The 21,073-nt window shown below is 36.9% G+C and carries 17 protein-coding genes and 3 pseudogenes; 8 read left to right on the top strand and 12 right to left on the bottom strand.

Features of this window, described 5'->3' with window-relative positions:
* Window positions 1–14: 14 nt before the first annotated feature.
* The 6 genes from fhuB to SB028_RS09395 all read right to left on the bottom strand — a co-directional run bounded on the left by fhuB (window position 15) and on the right by SB028_RS09395 (window position 8,494).
* Window positions 15–1,982: a Fe(3+)-hydroxamate ABC transporter permease FhuB gene (fhuB, locus tag SB028_RS09420; protein ID WP_069367188.1), complete on the bottom strand. Its 1,968-nt coding sequence runs from the start codon at window positions 1,980–1,982 to the stop codon at window positions 15–17.
* The gene (locus SB028_RS09415; protein ID WP_074454062.1) at window positions 1,972–2,880 is read right to left on the bottom strand and encodes an iron-siderophore ABC transporter substrate-binding protein; all 909 of its coding nucleotides are present in this window, start codon (window positions 2,878–2,880) and stop codon (window positions 1,972–1,974) included. Before SB028_RS09415 ends, fhuB begins: the two co-directional genes overlap by 11 nt.
* On the bottom strand, window positions 2,871–3,653 hold the full coding sequence (locus SB028_RS09410) for an ABC transporter ATP-binding protein (RefSeq protein ID WP_069367189.1): 783 nt from the start codon (window positions 3,651–3,653) through the stop codon (window positions 2,871–2,873). The genes SB028_RS09415 and SB028_RS09410 overlap by 10 nt, the downstream gene beginning before the upstream one ends.
* A gap of 74 nt (window positions 3,654–3,727) precedes the next feature.
* On the bottom strand, window positions 3,728–5,812 hold the full coding sequence (locus SB028_RS09405; protein ID WP_069367190.1) for a TonB-dependent siderophore receptor: 2,085 nt from the start codon (window positions 5,810–5,812) through the stop codon (window positions 3,728–3,730).
* 332 nt (window positions 5,813–6,144) lie between these two features.
* Complete coding sequence (locus SB028_RS09400; protein WP_069367191.1) at window positions 6,145–7,743, bottom strand: ABC-F family ATPase; 1,599 nt, start codon at window positions 7,741–7,743, stop codon at window positions 6,145–6,147.
* A 268-nt stretch (window positions 7,744–8,011) separates the two neighbouring features.
* Window positions 8,012–8,494, bottom strand: a complete 483-nt coding sequence (locus SB028_RS09395) for a MarR family winged helix-turn-helix transcriptional regulator (protein WP_069367192.1) — start codon at window positions 8,492–8,494, stop codon at window positions 8,012–8,014.
* A gap of 99 nt (window positions 8,495–8,593) precedes the next feature.
* On the opposite strand from SB028_RS09395, the gene SB028_RS09390 reads away from it, so the two are divergent.
* Complete coding sequence (locus SB028_RS09390; RefSeq protein ID WP_069367193.1) at window positions 8,594–9,469, top strand: EamA family transporter; 876 nt, start codon at window positions 8,594–8,596, stop codon at window positions 9,467–9,469.
* A 71-nt stretch (window positions 9,470–9,540) separates the two neighbouring features.
* On the opposite strand, the pseudogene tnpA reads toward SB028_RS09390, so the two are convergent.
* Window positions 9,541–9,961: pseudogene (tnpA, locus tag SB028_RS09385) on the bottom strand (IS200/IS605 family transposase).
* A 56-nt stretch (window positions 9,962–10,017) separates the two neighbouring features.
* Between tnpA and SB028_RS09380 the strand changes: the two are divergent.
* The 3 genes and pseudogenes from SB028_RS09380 to SB028_RS09370 form a co-directional block, all read left to right on the top strand.
* A pseudogene (locus SB028_RS09380) lies at window positions 10,018–10,347 on the top strand (helix-turn-helix domain-containing protein); the annotation flags it as partial.
* A gap of 88 nt (window positions 10,348–10,435) precedes the next feature.
* The gene (locus tag SB028_RS09375; RefSeq protein WP_318860123.1) at window positions 10,436–10,888 is read left to right on the top strand and encodes an RNA-guided endonuclease TnpB family protein; all 453 of its coding nucleotides are present in this window, start codon (window positions 10,436–10,438) and stop codon (window positions 10,886–10,888) included.
* A gap of 109 nt (window positions 10,889–10,997) precedes the next feature.
* A complete protein-coding gene (locus tag SB028_RS09370; RefSeq protein WP_069369156.1) occupies window positions 10,998–11,453 on the top strand; it encodes a YaiI/YqxD family protein in 456 nt (151 codons plus the stop codon).
* 102 nt (window positions 11,454–11,555) lie between these two features.
* Here the strand turns inward: SB028_RS09370 and SB028_RS09365 are convergent, their stop codons facing one another.
* Entirely contained in the window at window positions 11,556–12,794 is a 1,239-nt protein-coding gene (locus SB028_RS09365; RefSeq protein ID WP_069369157.1) for a TerD family protein, read from the bottom strand.
* 172 nt (window positions 12,795–12,966) lie between these two features.
* Between SB028_RS09365 and SB028_RS09360 the strand changes: the two genes are divergently transcribed.
* A complete protein-coding gene (locus SB028_RS09360) occupies window positions 12,967–14,367 on the top strand; it encodes an amidohydrolase (RefSeq protein WP_069369158.1) in 1,401 nt (466 codons plus the stop codon).
* A gap of 354 nt (window positions 14,368–14,721) precedes the next feature.
* Complete coding sequence (locus tag SB028_RS09355) at window positions 14,722–16,374, top strand: DUF4139 domain-containing protein (protein WP_248620659.1); 1,653 nt, start codon at window positions 14,722–14,724, stop codon at window positions 16,372–16,374.
* Window positions 16,375–16,440: 66 nt separating this feature from the next.
* On the opposite strand, the gene SB028_RS09350 is transcribed toward SB028_RS09355, so the two are convergent.
* From SB028_RS09350 to SB028_RS09340, 3 genes and pseudogenes are all read right to left on the bottom strand, one after another.
* Complete coding sequence (locus SB028_RS09350) at window positions 16,441–17,475, bottom strand: serine hydrolase domain-containing protein (RefSeq protein WP_069369159.1); 1,035 nt, start codon at window positions 17,473–17,475, stop codon at window positions 16,441–16,443.
* Window positions 17,472–17,915, bottom strand: a complete 444-nt coding sequence (locus SB028_RS09345) for a GNAT family N-acetyltransferase (RefSeq protein ID WP_069369160.1) — start codon at window positions 17,913–17,915, stop codon at window positions 17,472–17,474. The genes SB028_RS09350 and SB028_RS09345 overlap by 4 nt, the downstream gene beginning before the upstream one ends.
* A 177-nt stretch (window positions 17,916–18,092) precedes the next feature.
* Window positions 18,093–18,230: pseudogene (locus tag SB028_RS09340) on the bottom strand (DNA-binding transcriptional regulator); the annotation flags it as partial.
* 374 nt (window positions 18,231–18,604) lie between these two features.
* Here SB028_RS09340 and SB028_RS09335 point away from each other — a divergent pair.
* On the top strand, window positions 18,605–19,348 hold the full coding sequence (locus SB028_RS09335; RefSeq protein WP_069369161.1) for a DUF4184 family protein: 744 nt from the start codon (window positions 18,605–18,607) through the stop codon (window positions 19,346–19,348).
* Window positions 19,349–19,438: 90 nt separating this feature from the next.
* Here SB028_RS09335 and mnmH read toward each other — a convergent pair whose 3' ends face one another.
* Entirely contained in the window at window positions 19,439–20,524 is a 1,086-nt protein-coding gene (gene mnmH, locus SB028_RS09330; RefSeq protein WP_069369162.1) for a tRNA 2-selenouridine(34) synthase MnmH, read from the bottom strand.
* Window positions 20,525–20,750: 226 nt separating this feature from the next.
* On the opposite strand from mnmH, the gene SB028_RS09325 reads away from it, so the two are divergent.
* Window positions 20,751–21,071, top strand: a complete 321-nt coding sequence (locus SB028_RS09325; protein ID WP_318860122.1) for a YtcA family lipoprotein — start codon at window positions 20,751–20,753, stop codon at window positions 21,069–21,071.
* Window positions 21,072–21,073: the final 2 nt, after the last annotated feature.

The raw sequence follows: 21,073 nt of genomic DNA, 5'->3' as shown, positions 1-21,073 counted from the left end.
TTAGGCTTTTCAAATCAACGACTGCGATTTAACAACATTAAACCAAGGAAATAGCTACCCCCTAAAATCGCCACTAAAGTTCCTGCTGCAATTTGTGCGGGATAAATAAATATTTGCCCAAGCCAATCAGCCCAAACCATCAAGGTTCCACCAATTAACCCTGAAACCATTAATTGTAATTTGATTTTTTGAGCACCGAGTAATATCGCCATATGAGGGGCAACTAGACCAATAAAAGCAATAGGGCCAACAGTTGAGGTCACTAAGGCGCATAACAACGATACAATAATTAATAAAACAATACTTGCCTGCCCAGTATGTAATCCGCGAGCTGAGGCAAAATTTCGACCAATAGATATTAATGCAAGCCAGCGCGTTAATAAGAAGACACTCCCTATAATCAATGTAATTGCGAATGCAAAATAGAGCGCTTGTTCACTATTAACGCGATAAGTCGAGCCAGATAACCACAGTAATATTTTATAACTGCTTAACGAACCTTTAGCTAAGAAAAATTGAATAAAGGCTTCTAAACTCGCGGTTAATGCAATACCCGTTAATATTAAGCTGGCTGGTGCATATTGATGCCGCCTACCTAAGACTAATAAAATAATAATAACAACACCGCTACCTAATAGCGCAATGCCCCACTGTGAGGTTTGTAACGCCCCCCCTAAAACTAAGCTCGAAAGCACTAACGAAAAAGTCGCGCCGGATGAAACGCCTAAAATATCTGGGCTCGCTAATGGGTTATAAATTAAACGTTGCAAAATAACACCAGCAATAGCGAGAGCAATACCTGCAAATAACGCAGTCACTAAGCGAGGTGATCGCAATGCCCATTGGTAAACAGAAGGCATTTCCCAGAACCATGTCTGCTCATTAATATGAATGAAAAGGGTAAGTACTAATCCGAGTATTAATAATACAAATATTCCTATCACTGTATATTGTGATACTGTTTTAGCCTGTGAGTTAATTGAAATCGAAAGCTGATCTTGGGCTCGCATTTTCTTACGGCTAAACCAAATTAGTGCAGGTGCTCCAATCGCAGCAGCGGTAACACCACTCGGAATAACCGTATTAAGCCACTGACCAATCCCTATCGCCAAGCTATCCGTAATAAGTAATAAACATATTCCCATTAGTCCACTAGCAATAAGTTCTTGGCGTGCCGTTCTTGCACCTAATGTTCTAACAATATTAGGTGCAAGTAATCCGATAAAACTAATCACTCCAACGACAGTAATAGAGGCAGAAACTAGCCAAGTGCTTAATATAATAAAAAAGGCAAATGCAGGTAAAACAGACAATCCTCGAGCAGTTGCACCTTCATGACCCAAACGTAATAATGTGAGAATACGAGGTGCAAAAATAAAAATAAGTACAGCAGGCGCAATTCGAGGTAATAACCAAAAAAACGAATTCCAACCATCTTGAGCCAAATCGCCGGCTCCCCACATAAATATATTCTGAGCGAATTGAGAGTTTAATGTCACTAATGCGGTTGCAATAGCAACTAATAAAATATTAACGACCATACCGGAAACGACAAGAGGTAAACCGGTCATATTGCGAATACCAGCAATAATAATCACAAAACCAAAGGCAAATAACGCGCCCATTGTCGCAGCTAATGCACTATGATCCGCAACCCAATCAGTAAACCAGATATTAACAATAACTAACGCTAACCAAGCTCCGGATGAAGTTCCTAATGTTAAGGGTGATGTCAGGTTATTTTGTGTTAATTGCTGCATTAAACTACCGACAACACCAAATATTCCTCCGATGAGCAGTGTCATGGCTAAACGAGGTAATTGGGCATGAAGAAAAAACACATCAGCGAATGATGCGTGTATTTCTGAATGTCTTAATAAATACCATTGGCGAGATAATGAAAGAGAATTATCAATTTGTAAGCTGATGACGCTTAATAAGATAATTGCCAAAAAATAGAAAGTATATTGCTTAATTTTCATTATTGGGTGCCATATCTAATAAGCTTTCTGTAATGGCTTCTGCCATTAACGTTAACGAGGTCACTCCACCATAATTCCAGACGGGTTTTACTGAATGAAAATGCCCATTCTGAACAAATGGCATGGCTTGCCATAATACGGATTTTTGCAGTTTATTTTCATCGGGAAAGGGTAGCATATAAAGAACATAACCTTGTTTAATATGCTGCAACACATTCATTCTTCTTTGGTCAATTCCCCAAGGCTGAGGCGGTAACGATATTGCTGACTTTAATCCCAGCTTATTAATTACATATTCCGTTGTTGAATTTTTTGTGTATAAAAACACGGATGTTAATGTAGAAAAACGGATTACTTCTACTTCTGGTAACGTAATAAATGACCGTTGTAGTTTTTCTCTTAATTGTGCAAAAGTGCTGTCCATCTCAGCTAATTTTTGCTGCGCAAGCGCTTCTTTTCCCAAAAGAGTGGCGAGGGTATTAAAATGCGCTAAAGCCACCGTGGCAGCATTATCTTGACGAGAAAAATTAGGTAAATACACAACTGGGGCGATAGTTTGTAATACCGGCAATAAATCTTGTTGTGAACTTGACGCTAAAATAAGATCTGGCTTTAACGCTGCCATTTTTTCTAAATTAGGTTCTGCCCGCATCCCCACTTCTTCAATAGTGTTTGGGGCAATAGGGTGAGCCACCCATTGGTTATACCCAGTAATTTCCGTCGCACCGACGGGAATTACATCCAGCGTTAATATTTGCTCCAGTAAATCCCAATCTAAAACAATAATGCGTTGCGGTATTTTATTGGTATTTGGCGTAGCATTAACGATGGGGGCGAGTAATAAAATAAACAGTCCAAAAGACAGCGATTTAACTATTTTTTGTAATATTAGACGCATACCACCGCCACTTTATGTTGTTTTAAACCTTTATTATCAGGGTGCTCAATCAGTTTAATGGGGGTTTCATAAAGTTCGGAAAGTCGTTCATCATCAAAAAGTAATGAAGCTTCACCTTCAAACGCAATTTTGCCTTTTTTAAGTGCGATGATATGCGTGGCATAACGTAAAGCAAGGTTAAGATCATGCAAAATAACGATAATACCAACGTGCTGAGTTTGATTTAACTCACTCAACAATTCCATTAATTGATATTGATGATGTACATCTAATGCTGATGTTGGTTCATCTAAGATTAAAATAGGTGATTGTTGAGCGAGTAACATAGCAACCCAAGCCCGTTGACGTTCACCACCAGATAAATCATCAGCAAGTGTGTCAGCAAAAGGAAGGACTCCCGCTTTTTCCATTGCCATGGTGATAATTTCATCGTCTTTTTTATTCCAACGACCTAATGTTCCACGCCAAGGAAAGCGTCCTAGACGGACTAATTCTCTGACCGTTAATCCTGCTGAAGCAGGAAGCTTTTGAGGGAGAAAGGCGATTTTTTTAGCCAGTTCACGAGGCTTATAATGTGAGATATTGCTGTTATTTAGTGTAATCAATCCACTATCTGGGGCTTGTTGACCTGATAACAAACTGACCAAAGTCGATTTTCCTGAGCCATTATGACCGAGCACAATGGTTAATCCTAGATTTGAAATACGCAGTGAGGGAATGGATAAAATAGTGCGTCCACCGCGATCCATTTGAATATTTGAGAGTTCAAACATAGTCACTCATTTATAAAATGATATTCCGCCTTTTATTATATGATTAACAACAAAAGGCGAAATAATAAAAAAAATTACCAGCGATATTTTGCATTCAATAAGACAGAACGAGATTGCCCGTAATAACAGTAATAATCACAACCAGAGAGATACTCTTTATCAAGAATATTGTTGATGTTTAACTGTAATTGCCACTGTTTATTGAAATCATAGGTTGCAGCCATATCCCATAATGTTGCGCTAGGTACTGTTAAATCACTACTCTTAGGATTATCTTTAGATTTACCTAAATAACGAATACCCGTTCCTAACGTTAAATCTTGAGTTCCCGTAATTGGGATCGTGTAACTTCCCCAAGCCGATGCCGTATGTTTAGGAATGAGACCAGCTTGTTGTTTACCTTTATTACCCGTGTCATCGGTTTGCATATCGGTATAGGTGTAATTGGCTTTTAACGCTAAACGTTCCGTTAATTGCATTTCACTTGTTACTTCAACACCTTTTGAGGTTACTTTACCTGTTTGTGTCGAAACAAATGTCGTTGGGTTTGCAACCAGCGCATTCTTCTGTGTGATATCAAACCAAGCTATATTAAGGTAACCATCCATAAAATCAGGTGTATATTTTATTCCTGCTTCAATTTGGTCACCTTTTAATGGTTTATACAGATCTTTAGTTGCAGGATCGATAGTACTCATCACCTCAAAAGACTCGGAATAGCTCACATAAGGAGATAGTCCATTATCTGCTAAGTACATTAATCCTGCATTGAGGCTAAACTCACTATCAGTACGCGATTTATCCTCGTTTTTGCTTTTGGCTTTATTTTCTGTTTTCACCCAATCTTGTCGTACTCCAGCCATCGCAACCCAACGACTATCAAACTTAGTTTGATACTGTGAGTAAAGGCTATACTGTGTTTTATCAATGGTGCGATTGACATTATTAGCAGGGTTAAGCGGGGTATATTTACCGTAAATAGGGTTCCATGGATTGATCGTACTAAAGCTGTAATTATCTTGCTCATCACCTTTGGTTTGGTGATATTGCAATTCCGCCCCCGCTAATAATGTATGTTCAAAATTATCCGTATCCCATTCACCAACAATATTATTATCAAAAGAGATACTTTGATTTTTACCATCACGGAAAACAACGCCACGATTCAGTTCTGTTGCTGTAATATCTGAATTAGGGAATGCATAGACACTACGCAATAACAGATCGTTATAACCATAGTTTAAACGTTGAGAAAAACGCCAAACATCATTGATACTACTTTCTAATAAATAACCTGCTGAAATTTGGGTACGTTTATATTTATCGTATCCCGGTTCACCTAAGTTAGTTGACGGTTTAATTTTCCCAAAAGGGGATGAAATTAATGTACCGGCAGCGGGGAAGAAAGGATTGGTTGGTGTGCCATCATCATGCAAATAGGTCGCCATAAAGGTTAGTGCGGTATCGTCAGTCAGATTAATCGCGACACTTGGCGCAAGATAAATACGCTCATTATCAGTGTGAGATAATTCTCCATCTGACTTTTTCATTAATCCAACAAGGCGATAACGCACACGTTTATCATCAGTTGTATTCGATACATCAAAACCTAATCCACGCTGGTCATTATTTCCAACCTCAAGAAATACTTCATTTTGAGATTTGAAACTAGGTTTCTTTTGTACGACGTTAACTGCACCACCGGGTGTCGACTCACCAAATAAAACCGCTGACGCACCTTTTACCACTTCAATTTGTTCAAAGCCATAAGGCTCTAATAACCATGTGTAATAGCCATCACGGAAAAGGCGACTGTTATCTAAATAAGTTGCAGCTTCAAAACCCCGCACGCGAAGCCAATCAGTATCGTTATCTGCACCAAAAGGCTGAGAAACAACACCGGAGGTATAACGTAACGCTTCATCGAGTTTTTGAGGGGCATGTGTTTCGAGATCTTTTTGAGAAATAACAGAAACGGATTTAGGTGTTTCTTGCAAGCTAGTATTTACTTTTAGAGCCTGAGCACTAACAACAAGTTTCTCAACTTGTTCCGTTTTTGCCGTTTCTTCCGCAAAAGCCTGTGTAGTCAAAATAAAAGGAAGGGTGGCAGAACAAAGTAATGCCACAGGTTTCAATTTAAATGCATAAAAATTAATCACAATGAGTCACCGAATAATAATCATTACTATTACCACTATTATTCATGCAATTGATACTAAGGTAAATTAATTTATGCAAAAATGCCTATAAATGATAATTTTTTGGGGTAATAAACTGTTTATATCAATACAAGGAAGTCATTCGCCGACAGAAGTGCTGCGATATAGCTAAACATAAAGTTCACATCCTGTGACTTAGCAGAATAACTCTATATTATTATTGGTGAGATAAAAAATTATTTGATAAGAGGTTGGCATTTCTTATTGTGAAAAAAAAGCTCGATAAATACTATCAAGCCTTTTTTATTTATTGCTTTATCACTGCTATGAAATTAAAACGTAACACCTTTTTTCGCAAGGAACTCATCATAAGTACCTTGGAAATTAGTCACTTTTTCAGGTGTGATTTCAATAATACGATTTGCCAATGAGCTCACAAATTCACGGTCATGAGAAACAAAAATCAATGTACCTTGATAAAGTTCTAATGCCATATTCAGTGATTCGATAGATTCCATATCTAAGTGGTTCGTTGGTTCATCCATAATCAAAATGTTTGGTTTTTGCATCATCAATTTACCAAATAACATTCTGCCTTTTTCACCACCGGATAAAACTTGAACCGATTTTTTCAAGTCATCTTGTGAGAACAGTAAACGACCTAATACGCTACGTACAGATTGCTCGTCGTCGTCTGGTTTCATCCATAAACTCATCCAATCAAACACCGTCATATCGACTTCAAAATCAGTTGCATGATCTTGTGCATAATAGCCAATATTTGAATTTTCAGACCATTTTAAACGACCCGTATCCGATGTTAATTCACCAACTAATGTTTTGATCATTGTCGATTTACCCACACCGTTATTACCTAAAATGGCCACTTTTTCGCCCACTTCAAGCATCATATTGACGTTCTTAAACAGCGGAGGATTATCATCATAGCCTTTAGAGATATTTTCCACTTCAAGCGCATTACGGAATAATTTTTTCTCTTGTTCAAAGCGAATGAATGGGTTTTGGCGACTCGATGCTTTAACTTCAGCTAATTGAATTTTTTCAATTTGTTTTGCTCGAGATGTTGCTTGGCGTGATTTAGAGGCATTAGCACTAAAGCGACTTACGAAAGATTGTAATTCACTAATTTGTGCTTTTTTCTTTGCATTATCCGCTAATAAACGCTCACGAGCCTGGGTTGCAGCAAACATATATTCATCATAGTTACCCGGATGAACAGCGAGTGAACCATAATCTAAGTCAGCCATGTGCGTACATACCATATTTAGGAAGTGGCGGTCATGGGAAATAATGATCATGGTACTGTTACGTTCATTTAGCGTTTGCTCAAGCCAACGAATGGTATCAATATCCAAGTTGTTCGTCGGTTCGTCTAGTAACAGAATATCAGGATCAGCAAACAGGGCTTGTGCAAGTAACACACGTAATTTCCACCCTGGAGCCACTTCACTCATAGGACCATTATGTTGTTCTAATGGAATACCTACATTTAGCAATAATTCGCCCGCACGAGATTCAACGGTATAGCCGTCCATTTCACCAAACTTAACTTCGAGATCAGCAACACGTAAACCGTCTTCTTCGCTCATTTCAGGTAAGTTATAGATGCGTTCGCGCTCTTGTTTCACTTCCCAAAGTTCAGTGTGCCCCATGATCACCGTATCAAGCACAGTAAACTCTTCATAAGCAAACTGGTCTTGTTTTAGTTTACCAAGACGTTCATTAGGATCGAGAAACACGTTGCCACTACTTGGCACTAAATCGCCACCTAAAATTTTCATAAAGGTTGATTTACCGCTACCGTTAGCACCGATTAAACCATAGCGATTTCCGCCACCGAATTTGACAGAAATGTTTTCAAACAGTGGCTTTGAGCCAAACTGCATAGTGATATTATTGCTGATTAACAAGACAAATACTCATTATTAGTGAATGACAAAAGGTAATGGGGCGGCATTATGCCACAAGTTACCCCTATTAAGACAGTAAAGTGAAGAATGTCTGTTAAGGAATTTTTTCTACAAGAGAAAAACTCATCATATTGTGAGTTATTACCCATAACAAAAGTAAGGAAAAGAGATAGGGAAGAAGGCAAGTAAAAAACACTAAGTCCTTATTCTTACCTTCACTGTTAATGAGAGTTATACTAAATGGGAGAAAATAAAAGCAGATAAAATCCTATTCTAACGTATTAAGAAAAACTTTAAGCAATTGATTTAACGCTTGTTGCTCTTGTTGTGATAACCCAGAGACTAAACGTTTTTGATTTTCAGCGTGTGCTTCTATCACTTGGTTGATTAATTTTAGGCCTTCCGCTGTTAGCGAAACTAAAAAACTGCGTCCATCTTCCGGATTAACGTTACGAATAACCCAACCTGCTTTTTCTAATTGATCAATACGATTTGTCATCGTGCCTGATGTAACCATCAGGGTTGATAGCATTTCACCCGGAGAGAGGGTGTAAGGATCTCCTGCACGCCGTAGTGTAGCAAGAACATCAAAACTTGATGTATTTAAGCCAAATTGAGAGAAAACTTTCTCCATTTCGCGCGAAAGATGCAAAGTAATATTCCCCAATCGTCCAATTAATCCCATCGGGCTAATATCAAGATCAGGGCGCTCGCGCTGCCATTGTTTAGTAATGTTATCGATTCTATCCATGCATTTATCATGTCAATTATTTATCTTGACGTCAAGGTATTATCAATTTATCTTGACCTCAAGATAAATGAGCCTAGTAACAACTAACCGAGTGATTTTATGAATCGATACACAACATTACTATTAACGGCATTGGCTCCCATTGTATGGGGGAGCACTTATATTGTGACAACGGAAATGTTGCCAGCTAATGTTCCCATGACATTAGCTGCATTGCGTGCATTACCTGCAGGAATTTTATTATTAATTATCATGAGACAACTGCCACAGGGCATATGGTGGCTACGTGTAATTATTTTGGGTATTTTAAATTTCTCACTGTTTTGGTGGTTATTATTTATTTCAGCCTATCGTTTACCCGGTGGCGTTGCTGCAACAGTAGGGGCGGTGCAGCCTTTAATTGTTTTATTTTTATCTCGTTGGTTATTACAAACGCGCCTATCCTGGTTATCTATCTCAGCCGCATTAGGGGGCATTTTTGGTGTAGCAATACTCATTCTGACACCAAATGCAGCACTCGATCCTATCGGAATAATTGCAGGATTAGGAGGCGCATTTTCTATGGCAACAGGTACTGTATTAAGTCGTCGTTGGCAACCGCCGGTTACACCTTTAACTTTTACAGCTTGGCAATTAACCGCAGGTGGTGCTGTATTATTACCTTTTGCCTTATTATTTGAACCTGCATTACCTTCATTAACAGGTATTAACCTTTTAGGCTTGGCTTATTTAACCTTAATTGGTGGCGCATTAACCTATATTTTCTGGTTTAGAGGGCTCGCATTATTAGGCCCAAGCTCTGTGGCTTCATTAGGCTTTTTAAGCCCACTAAGTGCAGTTATTTTAGGTTGGGCATTACTAGGACAACAATTAACGAGTTTACAAATACTGGGAATGATCGTGATATTACTCAGTATCTGGGCTAATCAACAGTCAGAAAAACGAGAAAGAGTAAAACTTCAATCACTTAGTTAGCGAAAAACGCCTTATATCCTCGCCCAGTGCGGGCGAGGATATAAGGCGAAAAGCCCGCAGGGCTTTAAAGATCAATCAGGCGTTGACTGGCTCTGAACGTAGGCTCTGAGTGTTTCAATCGTTGCCCCTCCGGAGCTACAGACAAAGTACGACCTTGACCACAAAAGTCCCGTTTTACTTTGCGTCCGTAAATGTGTGTTTTGCTGGCGCAGCAGGCGCGACGATACTGATTTCAGATTGTTGACCATCACACTGACCGCCAGTTTTGGCGGGTAAGCAACCAGCAGATGCACATGGTCAGGCTCTCCGTCCATCTCAATAATTTCGCATTCAAGTTTTGCCGCAGCGGAGTCAAATGCATCACGCAGTTGAGCGATCATTTGTCAATAGCTTACGTCAATACTTTGTCGTAAAGATCAGATGCACGACCAGTTTACTGACACTGTGCCGCTTTCTGAGGGTTCCCGCCAGTAAATCATCATGATTACTCAATTGATATATTGCCCTAACATGTTAAAATAAAAACATTATATCAATGAGCGCTGATGATATTAAGAGCAACAAAAGTACGCATCTACCCAACACCAGAACAGGCTGAATATCTCAACGCTCAGTTCGGTGCGGTTCGTTTTGCGTACAACAAAGCGCTGCACATCAAGAAAGACGCTTACCAGCGGCACGGCGTAAATTTAAACCCGCGTAAAGACCTTAAACCGCTGCTTGCAGTGGCGAAAAAATCCCGCAGATATGGGTGGCTTAAAGAATATGACTCCATAGCATTGCAGCAGGCGGTGATTAACCTTGACGTGGCTTTCTCCAACTTTTTTAATCCGAAACTAAAAGCCCGTTTTCCCACGTTTAAAAGTAAGCATGGCAGACAATCTAGCTATCATTGTGTCGGGATCAAAGTCATTGATGGCGCGATAAAAATCCCGAAAATCGCACCGATTGAAGCGCGTTTACATCGTGAAATTACGGGTAGCCAATGCCCGTGCTGATTTTCAACACAAGCTCTCTCGTGCAATTATTGACGAAAACCAAGCGGTAATTGTCGAGACACTGAAATCGGCGAATATGATGAAAAACCACTGTCTGGCTCGCGCTATCGGTGATGCAGGCTGGCATGGTTTTATCACAAAGCTGGAATACAAAGCCGCAGAAAAAGGCGTCCATCTGGTAAAACTGGATCAATGGTTTGCCAGTTCGAAAACCTGTCATTGTTGCGGTCATAAAATGTCAGAAATGCCACTACATAAGCGTATCTGGCAATGCCCTGAATGTGGAGTTGAACATGACCGAGATATCAATGCGGCAATCAATATCCGACACAAGGGCATATTGGAATTACAAGCGGCGGGACTCGTCGTTTCAGCCCATGGAGACCAGTGTAAATCCGTCGTACAGAGGGTTGCGGTTTGAGAAGTGGGAAGCCTCACCGTTTACGGTGGGGAGCAGTCACTATTAATGTGTTATTTTAAACGTCATAAATACAGACCATTTAATACTGAATAACAAAGAGAGTGTTGTTATGCCTATATGGGTTGATGCTGATGCATGTCCAAAAGTAATCAAAGAAGTGTTATATCGTGCAGCAGATAGAGAAAAAATCATTATTACTTTTGTTGCTAATCAACGATTAATTGTACCCGCATCACCTTTCTTACGCACATTACAAGTTTCTGCTGGGTTTGATGTCGCTGACAACGAAATTGTTCGCCGCACCAATAAAGATGACTTGGTTATTACCGCTGATATTCCCTTAGCTGCTGAAGTTATAGAAAAGGGCGCAGTCGCTCTGAATCCAAGAGGTGAACGTTATACTGAAGCCACTATTCGAGAACGTTTAAATATACGTGATTTTATGGATACGATGAGAGCAAGTGGTATTCAAACTGGAGGTCCTGCAAGTTTAAGTCAACGTGACCGCCAACTTTTTGCGAATGAATTAGATAAGTGGTTTTTGCAACAAAAAAAACGCGTTTAATTTACTCAGTAATAAATGCTTTTAATCAACAAACGGGCATAGAGATTATTGCCCGTTTTTCTTTAAGATAAACTTTAACTTATGTCTTCGTTAAAAATGAGATCAGACATAACGCTTTGTGCCTAAAATACTTGGTTTCTTCCCTTTAAAAACATGAGGACCATCCATCGTTAATTTAAGCTCATCGCCATTACGTGTTAACCAAGGTGTCGCTTCACTGCCTACTCTTGATGTTACACCTGATGGTTTTAATGTAATGCTATCTTGGTCAATCTCAATAATACCAATGACATAGGTATAAATCATATTATTGAAAAAGCCTTTCTTATATTCACAAGAACATTCAACAACTTGATTTCCATATTCCATACGCATTGTTGGTTTTAATGAGGCAACAGAAACGCAACCATTACTAATCGCAGAGTAAACACTACAAACCAACGCGACTTTACCGCCCATTAATTGGGAAATAGCAGGGTTAATTTCAACTGTTTCGCAACCAGGTTGTTCTTGACTAACACTCACGACATCACCAGTATGGAAGACAAAAGGATCTGAATTAAAAGCACCACTTTTATCTGGAGCTTGAATAATAGACATTTGACCATTCGGGCGTAAAATTCCTACACGAAGATCTAAATCATCATTATCTTTTCCATCTCCATTATCTATCCATGTCGCACTCACTAAAATACGTTTAGGCGCATCATTGCCTTTTAGTAATGAAACACGATGACTACTATCAGATTTAGTCAGTTTAACTACACTTTTTTGTATATTAATAGGCGTCGGAGGTGGCGTAACAACGGGAGTAGGCTCTTCAACTTCAACACCATAAAGATTACATAAGCCAGCAAGTCCAGAAGCAAAACCTTGCCAAACAGCGCGAACTTTATTTTGGCCATTTCGAACATAAAGTTCTAAAACAATAATACCTGTCTCTTGTGAAAACTGGCTTGGTACTAACTCAATAACGTCATTATTTATCAACACTTGTGCTTTTAACTGATTAACAACAGCAAAACCACCAGCACTACCATCTTGCGTTAATGTAATTGCTATTTTAGTAATATTTGCAGGTAAACGAGAAAAATCAAAATCAATACTATGAATAACTGTTGAGCCTTGCGTTATCGGTGAAATAAATGAAGCCGCCCCAGAGGAGTGATGAGGTGCATTAAAGAACACCATATCGTCGTCATTAACGACTTTTCCTGATCCTGTTACTAAAAATGCTGTCAGATTAATATCAAGATTATCACCTACTGCATGAGATACTTTAACTTGCCCTTTATTTTCGCTAAGGGATGTATTTTCACCAGGTTGCAACGTTTTACTCATTAAACCACTCCTTGATTGATAAGACTAACTGCAAGAAATTTAGGCAACGAATGCGATAATAACTTTAATTAATTATTTATTCGGTGATCTCTTTCACTTTCAATTGATATCAAAAACCAATGAATTTATCTATAATCTTAGGGAAATTTTCCCATCACGACGAGAGGTAATAATGTCATTTTCTAAATCTATGCTTGCTTTGGCTGTCATGGCTGTCTCCTTTTCTAGTTATGCAGCAAAACAGGCTGATTTGATGATAGTTGACGGCACTGTTCTAACTATGGATCAACAAAATAAAATCATTGAGCAGGGTACTGTTGTCGTAAAAGAAAATAAAATTATTGCCGTTGGTGGTCCTGAGCTTTCTAAAGAATATCAAGCTAATAAAGTATTAGATGTTGATGGTGATATTGTGATGCCGGGTTTAATTAATACCCATACTCATGGTTCGATGACTGTATTTCGTTCATTAGCTGATGATGTGCCAGACAGACTCCACCGTTATATTTTCCCACTTGAAAGCAAAATGGTTTCACGCGAAATGGTCAGAGTAGGTGCTGATCTTGCAAATATCGAAATGGTAAAAGGTGGCGTAACAACTTACGTTGATATGTATTATTTCGAAGATGAAGTAGCTAAAACTGTGGATAAAATGGGGAATCGTGCGGTACTAGGAGAATCTGTTATTAATTTCCCTGTTGCTGATGCGAGCACACCAGAAGAAGGTATCCAATACGCAGTAAACTTTATTAAAGAATATAAAGATCACCCTCGTATTACCCCAGCATTTGCACCACATGCCCCTTATACCAATACCACAGAAAACCTTCAGAAAATTGCTAAGTTATCAATAGAACTTGATGTTCCTGTTATGATCCATTTAGCTGAAACCGACCGTGAACAAGAAGAAATCGCTAAACGTACTGGCGGGAAAAGTCCCGTTCAATATATGGCAGATATCGGAGCGTTAAATAATAAAGTGATCGCGGCTCACGCAATTATGGTCGACGATAAAGATATTGATTTACTGAAAAAATATGATGTTGGTGTCGCTCATAATATAAGCGCAAATACTAAATCAGCAAAAGGTGTCGCGCCTGTTGTCACAATGCTAGAAAAAGGGGTTCGTGTAGGTTTAGGCACTGATGGCCCAATGTCAAGTAATACGCTAACGACCATGAATGAGCTAAATCTCGTGGGTAAAATCCATAAATTAGAGAATAAAGATCGTGCTGCTATGCCACCATTAACTGTTGTCGAGTTGGCTACAATAGGTTCAGCAAAAGTATTACACATGGAAGATAAACTGGGATCTTTAGAATCAGGAAAACTTGCAGATATTATTGTTGTTGATACTAAATCACCTAATATGGTGCCAATGTATAGCCCTTATGCAGCATTAGTTTATGGTGCAAATGGAAGCAATGTTCGCCATACCATTGTTGATGGAAAAATCTTAATGGAAGATCGCCAATTATTAACCCTTGATGAAAAAGCCATTATTAAAGAAGCACAAGATTTCTCCAATAAAGTACGTAAAACGGTTATCGACAGCGGTGAAGTTGTTAAATAAAAACCAATAACAATATTTTTATCCAAGGCAGTTTGTTTTTTAAACTGCCTTTTTTATTGCTTATTAGCAATACTTTCTCTTATTTTTATCTAAATAAGTCCATATAAAGCCAACAAAAGCTAAATATCTATCTATCATTAAGATAATCCTTATTATTTATAATATTCATTTTATTAAAAGCGATAACACACTGTTTTATTTATTTTTTTACCTTTTTTACCTATTAGATCTTTAAGTTTATTCTGTTATCTAATTTATTAGAGATGCAATACTATCTAAATATACTTGTACAACAGCGCATCTCTATGTTGCAGTTCACACTAATGCTGCTCATCACCTATGGATAGAATGAAAATGATGATTATACCCAATAAACTTACACTCTCGATGATTACATTATCTATTGTTAGTGTAACGAGTGTTTTTGCTAATGAAATCAATTCAATAGAGCCAACCAAACCACTTAGTTATGATATAAAACTCAATCAAGCAACTCTTTTTTTACGGGGTGCTGAACTAGATAATGATATAACACTCAATTTACCAGCAGGGCAGAGTGACGTTGTTTTATCTAATGTTGCAAACAATATTGATCCTAAAAGTTTATCAATTAGTATTGATAATGATGATGTGATTATTAACACAATTAACGTTAAAAAAATTCCTATTGCCCCTAGTTATCCCTCTGCAATTGCAATATTGATGGAAAAGCAAAAAGATATTAATAAGAAAATTGAAGGATTAAATATCAATATTAGTGTGGGTGATGAACAGATTGCTTTATTAAAAGACCAATCATTTTTTGGTCATGATGAAACTCAGTCATTAGAACACTCATCGCAAAAATTTGATTTTATTAGCCAAAAAATGACTGCTATTCTAAATAAACAAAATATGGCACGTGAAGAAATTGCTGAACTAACAGAACAATCTGAAGAATTAAGCAGACAAATAGAAATTGATATGCCAACTATCGCAAAAGAGAAAACACAAATTGTTTTATCTTTAAGCACATCAAAAAATCTAACCAGTAAAATGCGTATTTCTTATATAACACCAGATGCCGGATGGTCGCCGGCTTATGATATTCGAAGCCAAGGAATGGATAAACCGATATTACTCACCTACAAGGCGGATGTTATTCAACATACAGGACTCAATTGGGATAAAGTAAAACTAGTCTTAACATCCACAAATCCATCTTTAAATATTACTGCACCAACTTTATCACCATGGTATCTCGCTCTTTACAATGATAATGCTAAATTTAGAAATAAAAGTATGAGCATGGAGATGGCATCTCCAGTAGCACCATCTCCCGCAGCAATGAGAGAAGAAAGCTATGAAAAACAATTAAATAAAGGTGTAACACGATATGTAACAACCAACAATAATGGGATTAATTTAAGCCATACTATCGCGTTACCTTACACTTTAAAAAATAGCACAGAACCTAATACACTAGTGATTAATCAAAAAGAAGTTGTTGCAGATTATCGCTATTTAACGACGCCCAAATTAGTTGAAGAAGTTTATTTACAAGCTGAAGTAAAAGATTGGGAAAACTTAAATTTACTCAATGGTCGTGCGAATATCTACTATATGAATAGCTTTGTTGGTAATAGTTATATTAATACTAACGAATTAACAGAGTTACTTAGCATTCCATTTGGGATAGATAAAAATATTCAAATTAGCCGTATTAATAATGAAAAGATAAGAAAAGAGCCGATTTTTATTGGTACAACAGTTGAACAAAAAGAGAGTTATACTATTAAAGTCAGAAACACTTACAACGCTCCTGTCAAAGTCACTATTTACGATCAATTACCACTTAGCCAAGAAAATAATATCACTGTCGCAGATGCGGTTTATAAAGATGGCGAGCTTGATAAAAATACTGGCGAAATTAAATGGGATATTACATTAGGTGCAAAAGAGGAAAGATCATTACCTCTAAATTATACGCTTTCATATCCTAAGAATAGAAAAATCATGGGGTTATAATTCTCCTATCTAAATTAAAAAAATAAAATAGAAAGGGTGCATTGCACCTTTTCTATTTTTTGCCAACTAGTTAAGCAAAGTTTTTGCCACTTCAGTTGCAAGTAAATCAACATCATAGTTTTCACGATTAGAAAGCACTGTAAGAGTAAGTTTTGATTGTGGAAAACGCATAAAATAGGTTGAAGTTCCCATCCATCCCCCTGAATGTTCAAAGCTTATTTCACCTAGAGTATGATTAATAAAAAGACCAAATCCATAAGCTTCATAATCAATGACTAACTTACCGTCACGCGTAAAATTAGAAAAAGGTTGTGTCATTTTTGCAATAAGCTCGGCATCACCTACTTTTGCTGTACTAAAATTTTCACCCCATTTCATTAAATCACTTGCGCTTGAATGTACTGCGCCATCACCAGTATGCGTCCATGGACTTTCTGATAATTCATAGTGTCCTTGCGCATTTTTCGCATATCCAGACACAATAGGATTTATTGTAGGATATTCTTCAACAATAAAAGTATCGTTCATTTGTAATGGCTCAAAGATACGCTCTCGAGCAAAAACTGAAAATCGTTGCTGGCTTACTCGCTCAATGATCTGAGACAGCAAAAAATATCCAGTATTGTTATATTCAAATTTACTGCCAATAGGGTAATAGGTCTTTGTTTGCTTTACGATATCAGCAAAACTTTCTTCTGGCGTAAGCGGTGTTGTATAAGAAATGCCTCGTTCAAACGCTAATTCCATATAATCAATTAACCCACTGGTATGGAAAACTAAATCGCTAATCGTGATCGCTTTGGCATATGCACATAACTCAGGTAAATAGATAAGAATGGAATCATCAAGTGATAATTTTCCTTCTTTAGCTAAAAGCAATATAGAAAAAGCAGTAAATTGCTTTGAAACAGAAGCCAAATTAAAGACACTATTTTCGTCAATTAATTGATTTTGCGTTATATTTGCAAGACCTTTTTGAGCTTGATATATAACACCATCATCAAAACGAGCTAATATAATAATACCTGGTGCATTATCAGAAATAGAATTCAACAACGATTCTATTTTATTTTGTTTGTTCTTGTTTTTTATATTTTTCATTGTATAACTCTTATTACAGCTAACATATCATCCCCATCTTTATCCATGCCTATCTCTTCAAAACCAAAAGAACCATAAAATTTTTTAGCCACAGGATTTAATGGGTTATAACAGATCTCAATTTCATTGATTTCTTTATTTTGCTTAATCTCACTTAAAGCAAGATGAAGCGCTTTTCTTCCTAAACCTTTATTTTGGTATGCTTTATCGATCATAAAACGCCAAATAGCGATTTTATGATCGTTTTCTTTTACCCACATAAAAAAACCAATCGGTTCATTTGATAAATAAATTCCTCTAACGACATAGTTTTCATTATAAGCCGCCTCTACTAAAGACCACATATTAGAAGCAATATAGTCTTCTTGGTATTCTTCCACCTCAAGCAGGCTAATTTCTTCATAATTATCTGAAGTAATACACTTTAAACTGATATCCATTATATTCTCTTTTAAATAACTAAATCGCACATTAATAAAAGTTTATTGTTTATTATCCGCAATATAATTAAAAAAAGATTAAGAGAAGGTTTAGATAGCACAATAAGGCACAATTTATATAAATAGTAGTAAAGCTTTTAATAAGTGTTTTTATGCATAAACTGATTAACACTATTTTTTAGTCAATACCTTACTTACTGCCGAAGGTGAAATAGACAACCATTTTGCCGTTAATGTAACACTACGTTCTTGTAACAGAATTTGAAGAATAACTAACAAATTCAAATCGATCCGATGTAATAGCTTATGCATCACAATTCACCTTTTTTTGTTGTCCAGCAGAACGAAAGAGATGCAAAAAAGTAAAACCAATAAGGCAACTAGATAGTCTCAGCCACACGCTATTAAAAAATATGATTAATCAATATAAGATTGCATTTAGTTTTAGTATGATCTTCAATTTCACTATGGCTATATGTGCTACTTTACTATTAAGAAAATGGTCTTTAAAAAATAAATAGATATAAAAAACGCCATTAATGCACTTACCATTAGTGGCGTTTTTTACTAGTGACAATAAACGCCTTTAACCTTAAAAATCGTTGTAATCTCAGATAAAACTTAGCTAATCTACTGATATACTCATACTAATTCTTATTATTCATTTTCCTGTTATAGAGATAATTCTTATGCCGTGGACTTTTTCACATCCTTCTATTGTTTTCCCCATAAAGCAGTCCCGAATAGGAAAAAAACTGAGTTTACCCGCATTAATTGTAGGAAGTACTTCGCCCGATTTACTCTATTCTTTTGGTTTATATCAATCAGCAGCAACGGCACATGATTTATTAGGTTGGTTTTATACTGCATTTCCTTTTTGCTTGCTGATCTTTATTCTAAATTATTTACTGAGAAATCCATTAAAGTGCGTATCACCTATACCACTATATGAACCGATAAAACCCACAATTCAAGTATTAATACTATTTGTTTTATCCCTGTATATTGGAGCAGTAACGCATATTGTATGGGATTCTTTTACCCACGAAACAGGAACCGCCGTCAGATATTTTTCTGTATTACAAGCACAATTATTACAAGGAATGACAAATAGCCAAGAGATTGCTATTTATAAATTATTACAACATTTAGGTTCTATACTAGGGCTACTTTATTTATGTTGGAAATATATTGAATACCAGCGAAAACAAGACTATTCAATACAAAAAGAAAACCGTACTAAGTTATTTCGCTTAATAGGGGTCGGCTTTTTGTCTGGGTTATGTGCTTTGCCTTTAGCTTTGCAATTCTCAAATAAAGGGCAGGGAATTAACATTAATCGATTTATTTTCCTTGAGCTTTCTTTGGCGGTACCTTTTTTCTTCGGTTTAATGATAATCTTAGGATTATGGTTATATCGAACTAAAGCTTGACCAAATAGATCCTAAAAAGCCCCGTAATATAAAGTTACGGGGCTTTTCTTTGAAATAAGAGGTAGTTAATACAGAAATTTTAATTATCCATTAGTTTTTAAACCACAGCATAACCTCTTCATAACTTCCTTGATAAATAATTTTATCTTCCTTTTTGCTTAATTGATAACGATACATAGGATCGTAATATTCTTTAAGTAAAGGGGTTAACCAAGAGAAATGTGCCTCAGTTGTGGATCCTTTTTTCTGTATTTCTAGGGCGTTATCTAGCAACTGAGTTAATTCCATTGCTCTTTGAGAGCCTAATCGACGGCGGATAGCAAATAAACCATGATGCAAGTAATCACTGTATGCTTGCCAACCTTTTTCTTCGCCATACGCGACCAGATAATCATGAGTCATGCGATCAAAGTATTCTTCCTTCAAGCGTTCTATGCGTCGTTCTAAGGGATCATCAACAACAACGATTGAAGCTTCAACCATTTTTGATCGTAAGCATTCAGGTAATCCATTAGCACCAATTGCACGACCTTCATCTTCAAGCACCCAGCGTGTATATTTCAGTGATTTTTTTAACATTTCAACACCAAGGTGATTTTCAAATGTCGCTTGAGGAAATTGATCTTCCACTGTGCGACCAAAAGACGAACCTCGATGATGTGCAATACCTTCAAGGTCGATACCTTCCGGTAATGACCGCACTAAAGTCGTTTTTCCATTACCGGTGCATCCACCAATCAAGATAATAGGCCGCTGAACCAATTCATTGGTCATTTCAATTACAGTCTGTCTTAACGCCTTATATCCACCTTCAATTAATGGGTAATCTATACCTATTTCTTTAAGCCATTGCTGAACAATATGAGAACGCATGCCGCCACGAGCACAGCAAATATAACCATTGGGAAATTGCTTACAAGCTTCGCGCCAAGCTTCGATACGGTTATCACGAATTTCACCACTAACCAATTGATGTCCCAAATCAACTGCTTTTTGTGAACCTTGTTGTTTATAACAAGTCCCAACAGCAGCACGCTCTTCATCATTCATTAAAGGCAGATTAATCGCATTAGGCATCGAGCCTTGATTAAATTCAATAGGCGCACGCACATCAATGATAGGGGTGTTATTAGCAAGAATATGTCGAATATTTTGATCTGAAAACGCTAATTCCATAATAAAAATCGTAGTATCTCGTCAGGCTGAAAGATTAGCTACTATACTCTTAAAATCCGATAACGCCCATAATTACAGTCATATTGAAAACGGATCTCTACTTTCAATAAGAAAAATTTAAGATAAAGCGATGGATTGAAATATAAAAAACGTCTAACATCTATTCAATGTAGTGTTTTAGATTAATTCATCAAACAGCTGTAAATAAAAATACTTTAGTATTTAAATGAATAAAAACTTATCGAAAAATGACAGGTACATTACCTTGAACATAATAAGAAAATATTATCGTGTTACTCACTTGAGCATCATTGTATTGCTGTTGTCTGGTTGTTCTCAAGGCCATTCTCCTTTTATTACTATGTTGGGTGCCTATTTCCCATATTGGATGTTATGTACTGTTATCGGCTTATTAGGAACTTTGATTATACGCGTATTACTTATCTATTTGGGTATTGATGATAAATTACCGCTCCCTTTGATTTTTTATTTTGCGATATTGTTATCAATTTCTTTAACTATCTCTTTATTTTATTTTTCTTATTAAAT

Origin of the sequence: Proteus vulgaris, from assembly GCF_033708015.1 — a bacterium.
In the GTDB taxonomy this organism is placed as follows: domain Bacteria; phylum Pseudomonadota; class Gammaproteobacteria; order Enterobacterales; family Enterobacteriaceae; genus Proteus.
The sequence above is the reverse complement of the archived record's forward strand: the minus strand, read 5'-3'. Positions and strand labels throughout refer to the sequence as shown.

Coding starts and splice junctions, on each gene's coding strand:
- fhuB (WP_069367188.1), bottom strand. CDS start 1,982: ATGAAAATTAAGCAATATACTTTCTATTTTTTGGCAATTATCTTATTA.
- SB028_RS09415 (WP_074454062.1), bottom strand. CDS start 2,880: ATGCGTCTAATATTACAAAAAATAGTTAAATCGCTGTCTTTTGGACTG.
- SB028_RS09410 (WP_069367189.1), bottom strand. CDS start 3,653: ATGTTTGAACTCTCAAATATTCAAATGGATCGCGGTGGACGCACTATT.
- SB028_RS09395 (WP_069367192.1), bottom strand. CDS start 8,494: ATGGATAGAATCGATAACATTACTAAACAATGGCAGCGCGAGCGCCCT.
- SB028_RS09390 (WP_069367193.1), top strand. CDS start 8,594: ATGAATCGATACACAACATTACTATTAACGGCATTGGCTCCCATTGTA.
- SB028_RS09370 (WP_069369156.1), top strand. CDS start 10,998: ATGCCTATATGGGTTGATGCTGATGCATGTCCAAAAGTAATCAAAGAA.
- SB028_RS09365 (WP_069369157.1), bottom strand. CDS start 12,794: ATGAGTAAAACGTTGCAACCTGGTGAAAATACATCCCTTAGCGAAAAT.
- SB028_RS09360 (WP_069369158.1), top strand. CDS start 12,967: ATGTCATTTTCTAAATCTATGCTTGCTTTGGCTGTCATGGCTGTCTCC.
- SB028_RS09355 (WP_248620659.1), top strand. CDS start 14,722: ATGATGATTATACCCAATAAACTTACACTCTCGATGATTACATTATCT.
- SB028_RS09350 (WP_069369159.1), bottom strand. CDS start 17,475: ATGAAAAATATAAAAAACAAGAACAAACAAAATAAAATAGAATCGTTG.
- SB028_RS09345 (WP_069369160.1), bottom strand. CDS start 17,915: ATGGATATCAGTTTAAAGTGTATTACTTCAGATAATTATGAAGAAATT.
- SB028_RS09335 (WP_069369161.1), top strand. CDS start 18,605: ATGCCGTGGACTTTTTCACATCCTTCTATTGTTTTCCCCATAAAGCAG.
- mnmH (WP_069369162.1), bottom strand. CDS start 20,524: ATGGAATTAGCGTTTTCAGATCAAAATATTCGACATATTCTTGCTAAT.
- SB028_RS09325 (WP_318860122.1), top strand. CDS start 20,751: ATGAATAAAAACTTATCGAAAAATGACAGGTACATTACCTTGAACATA.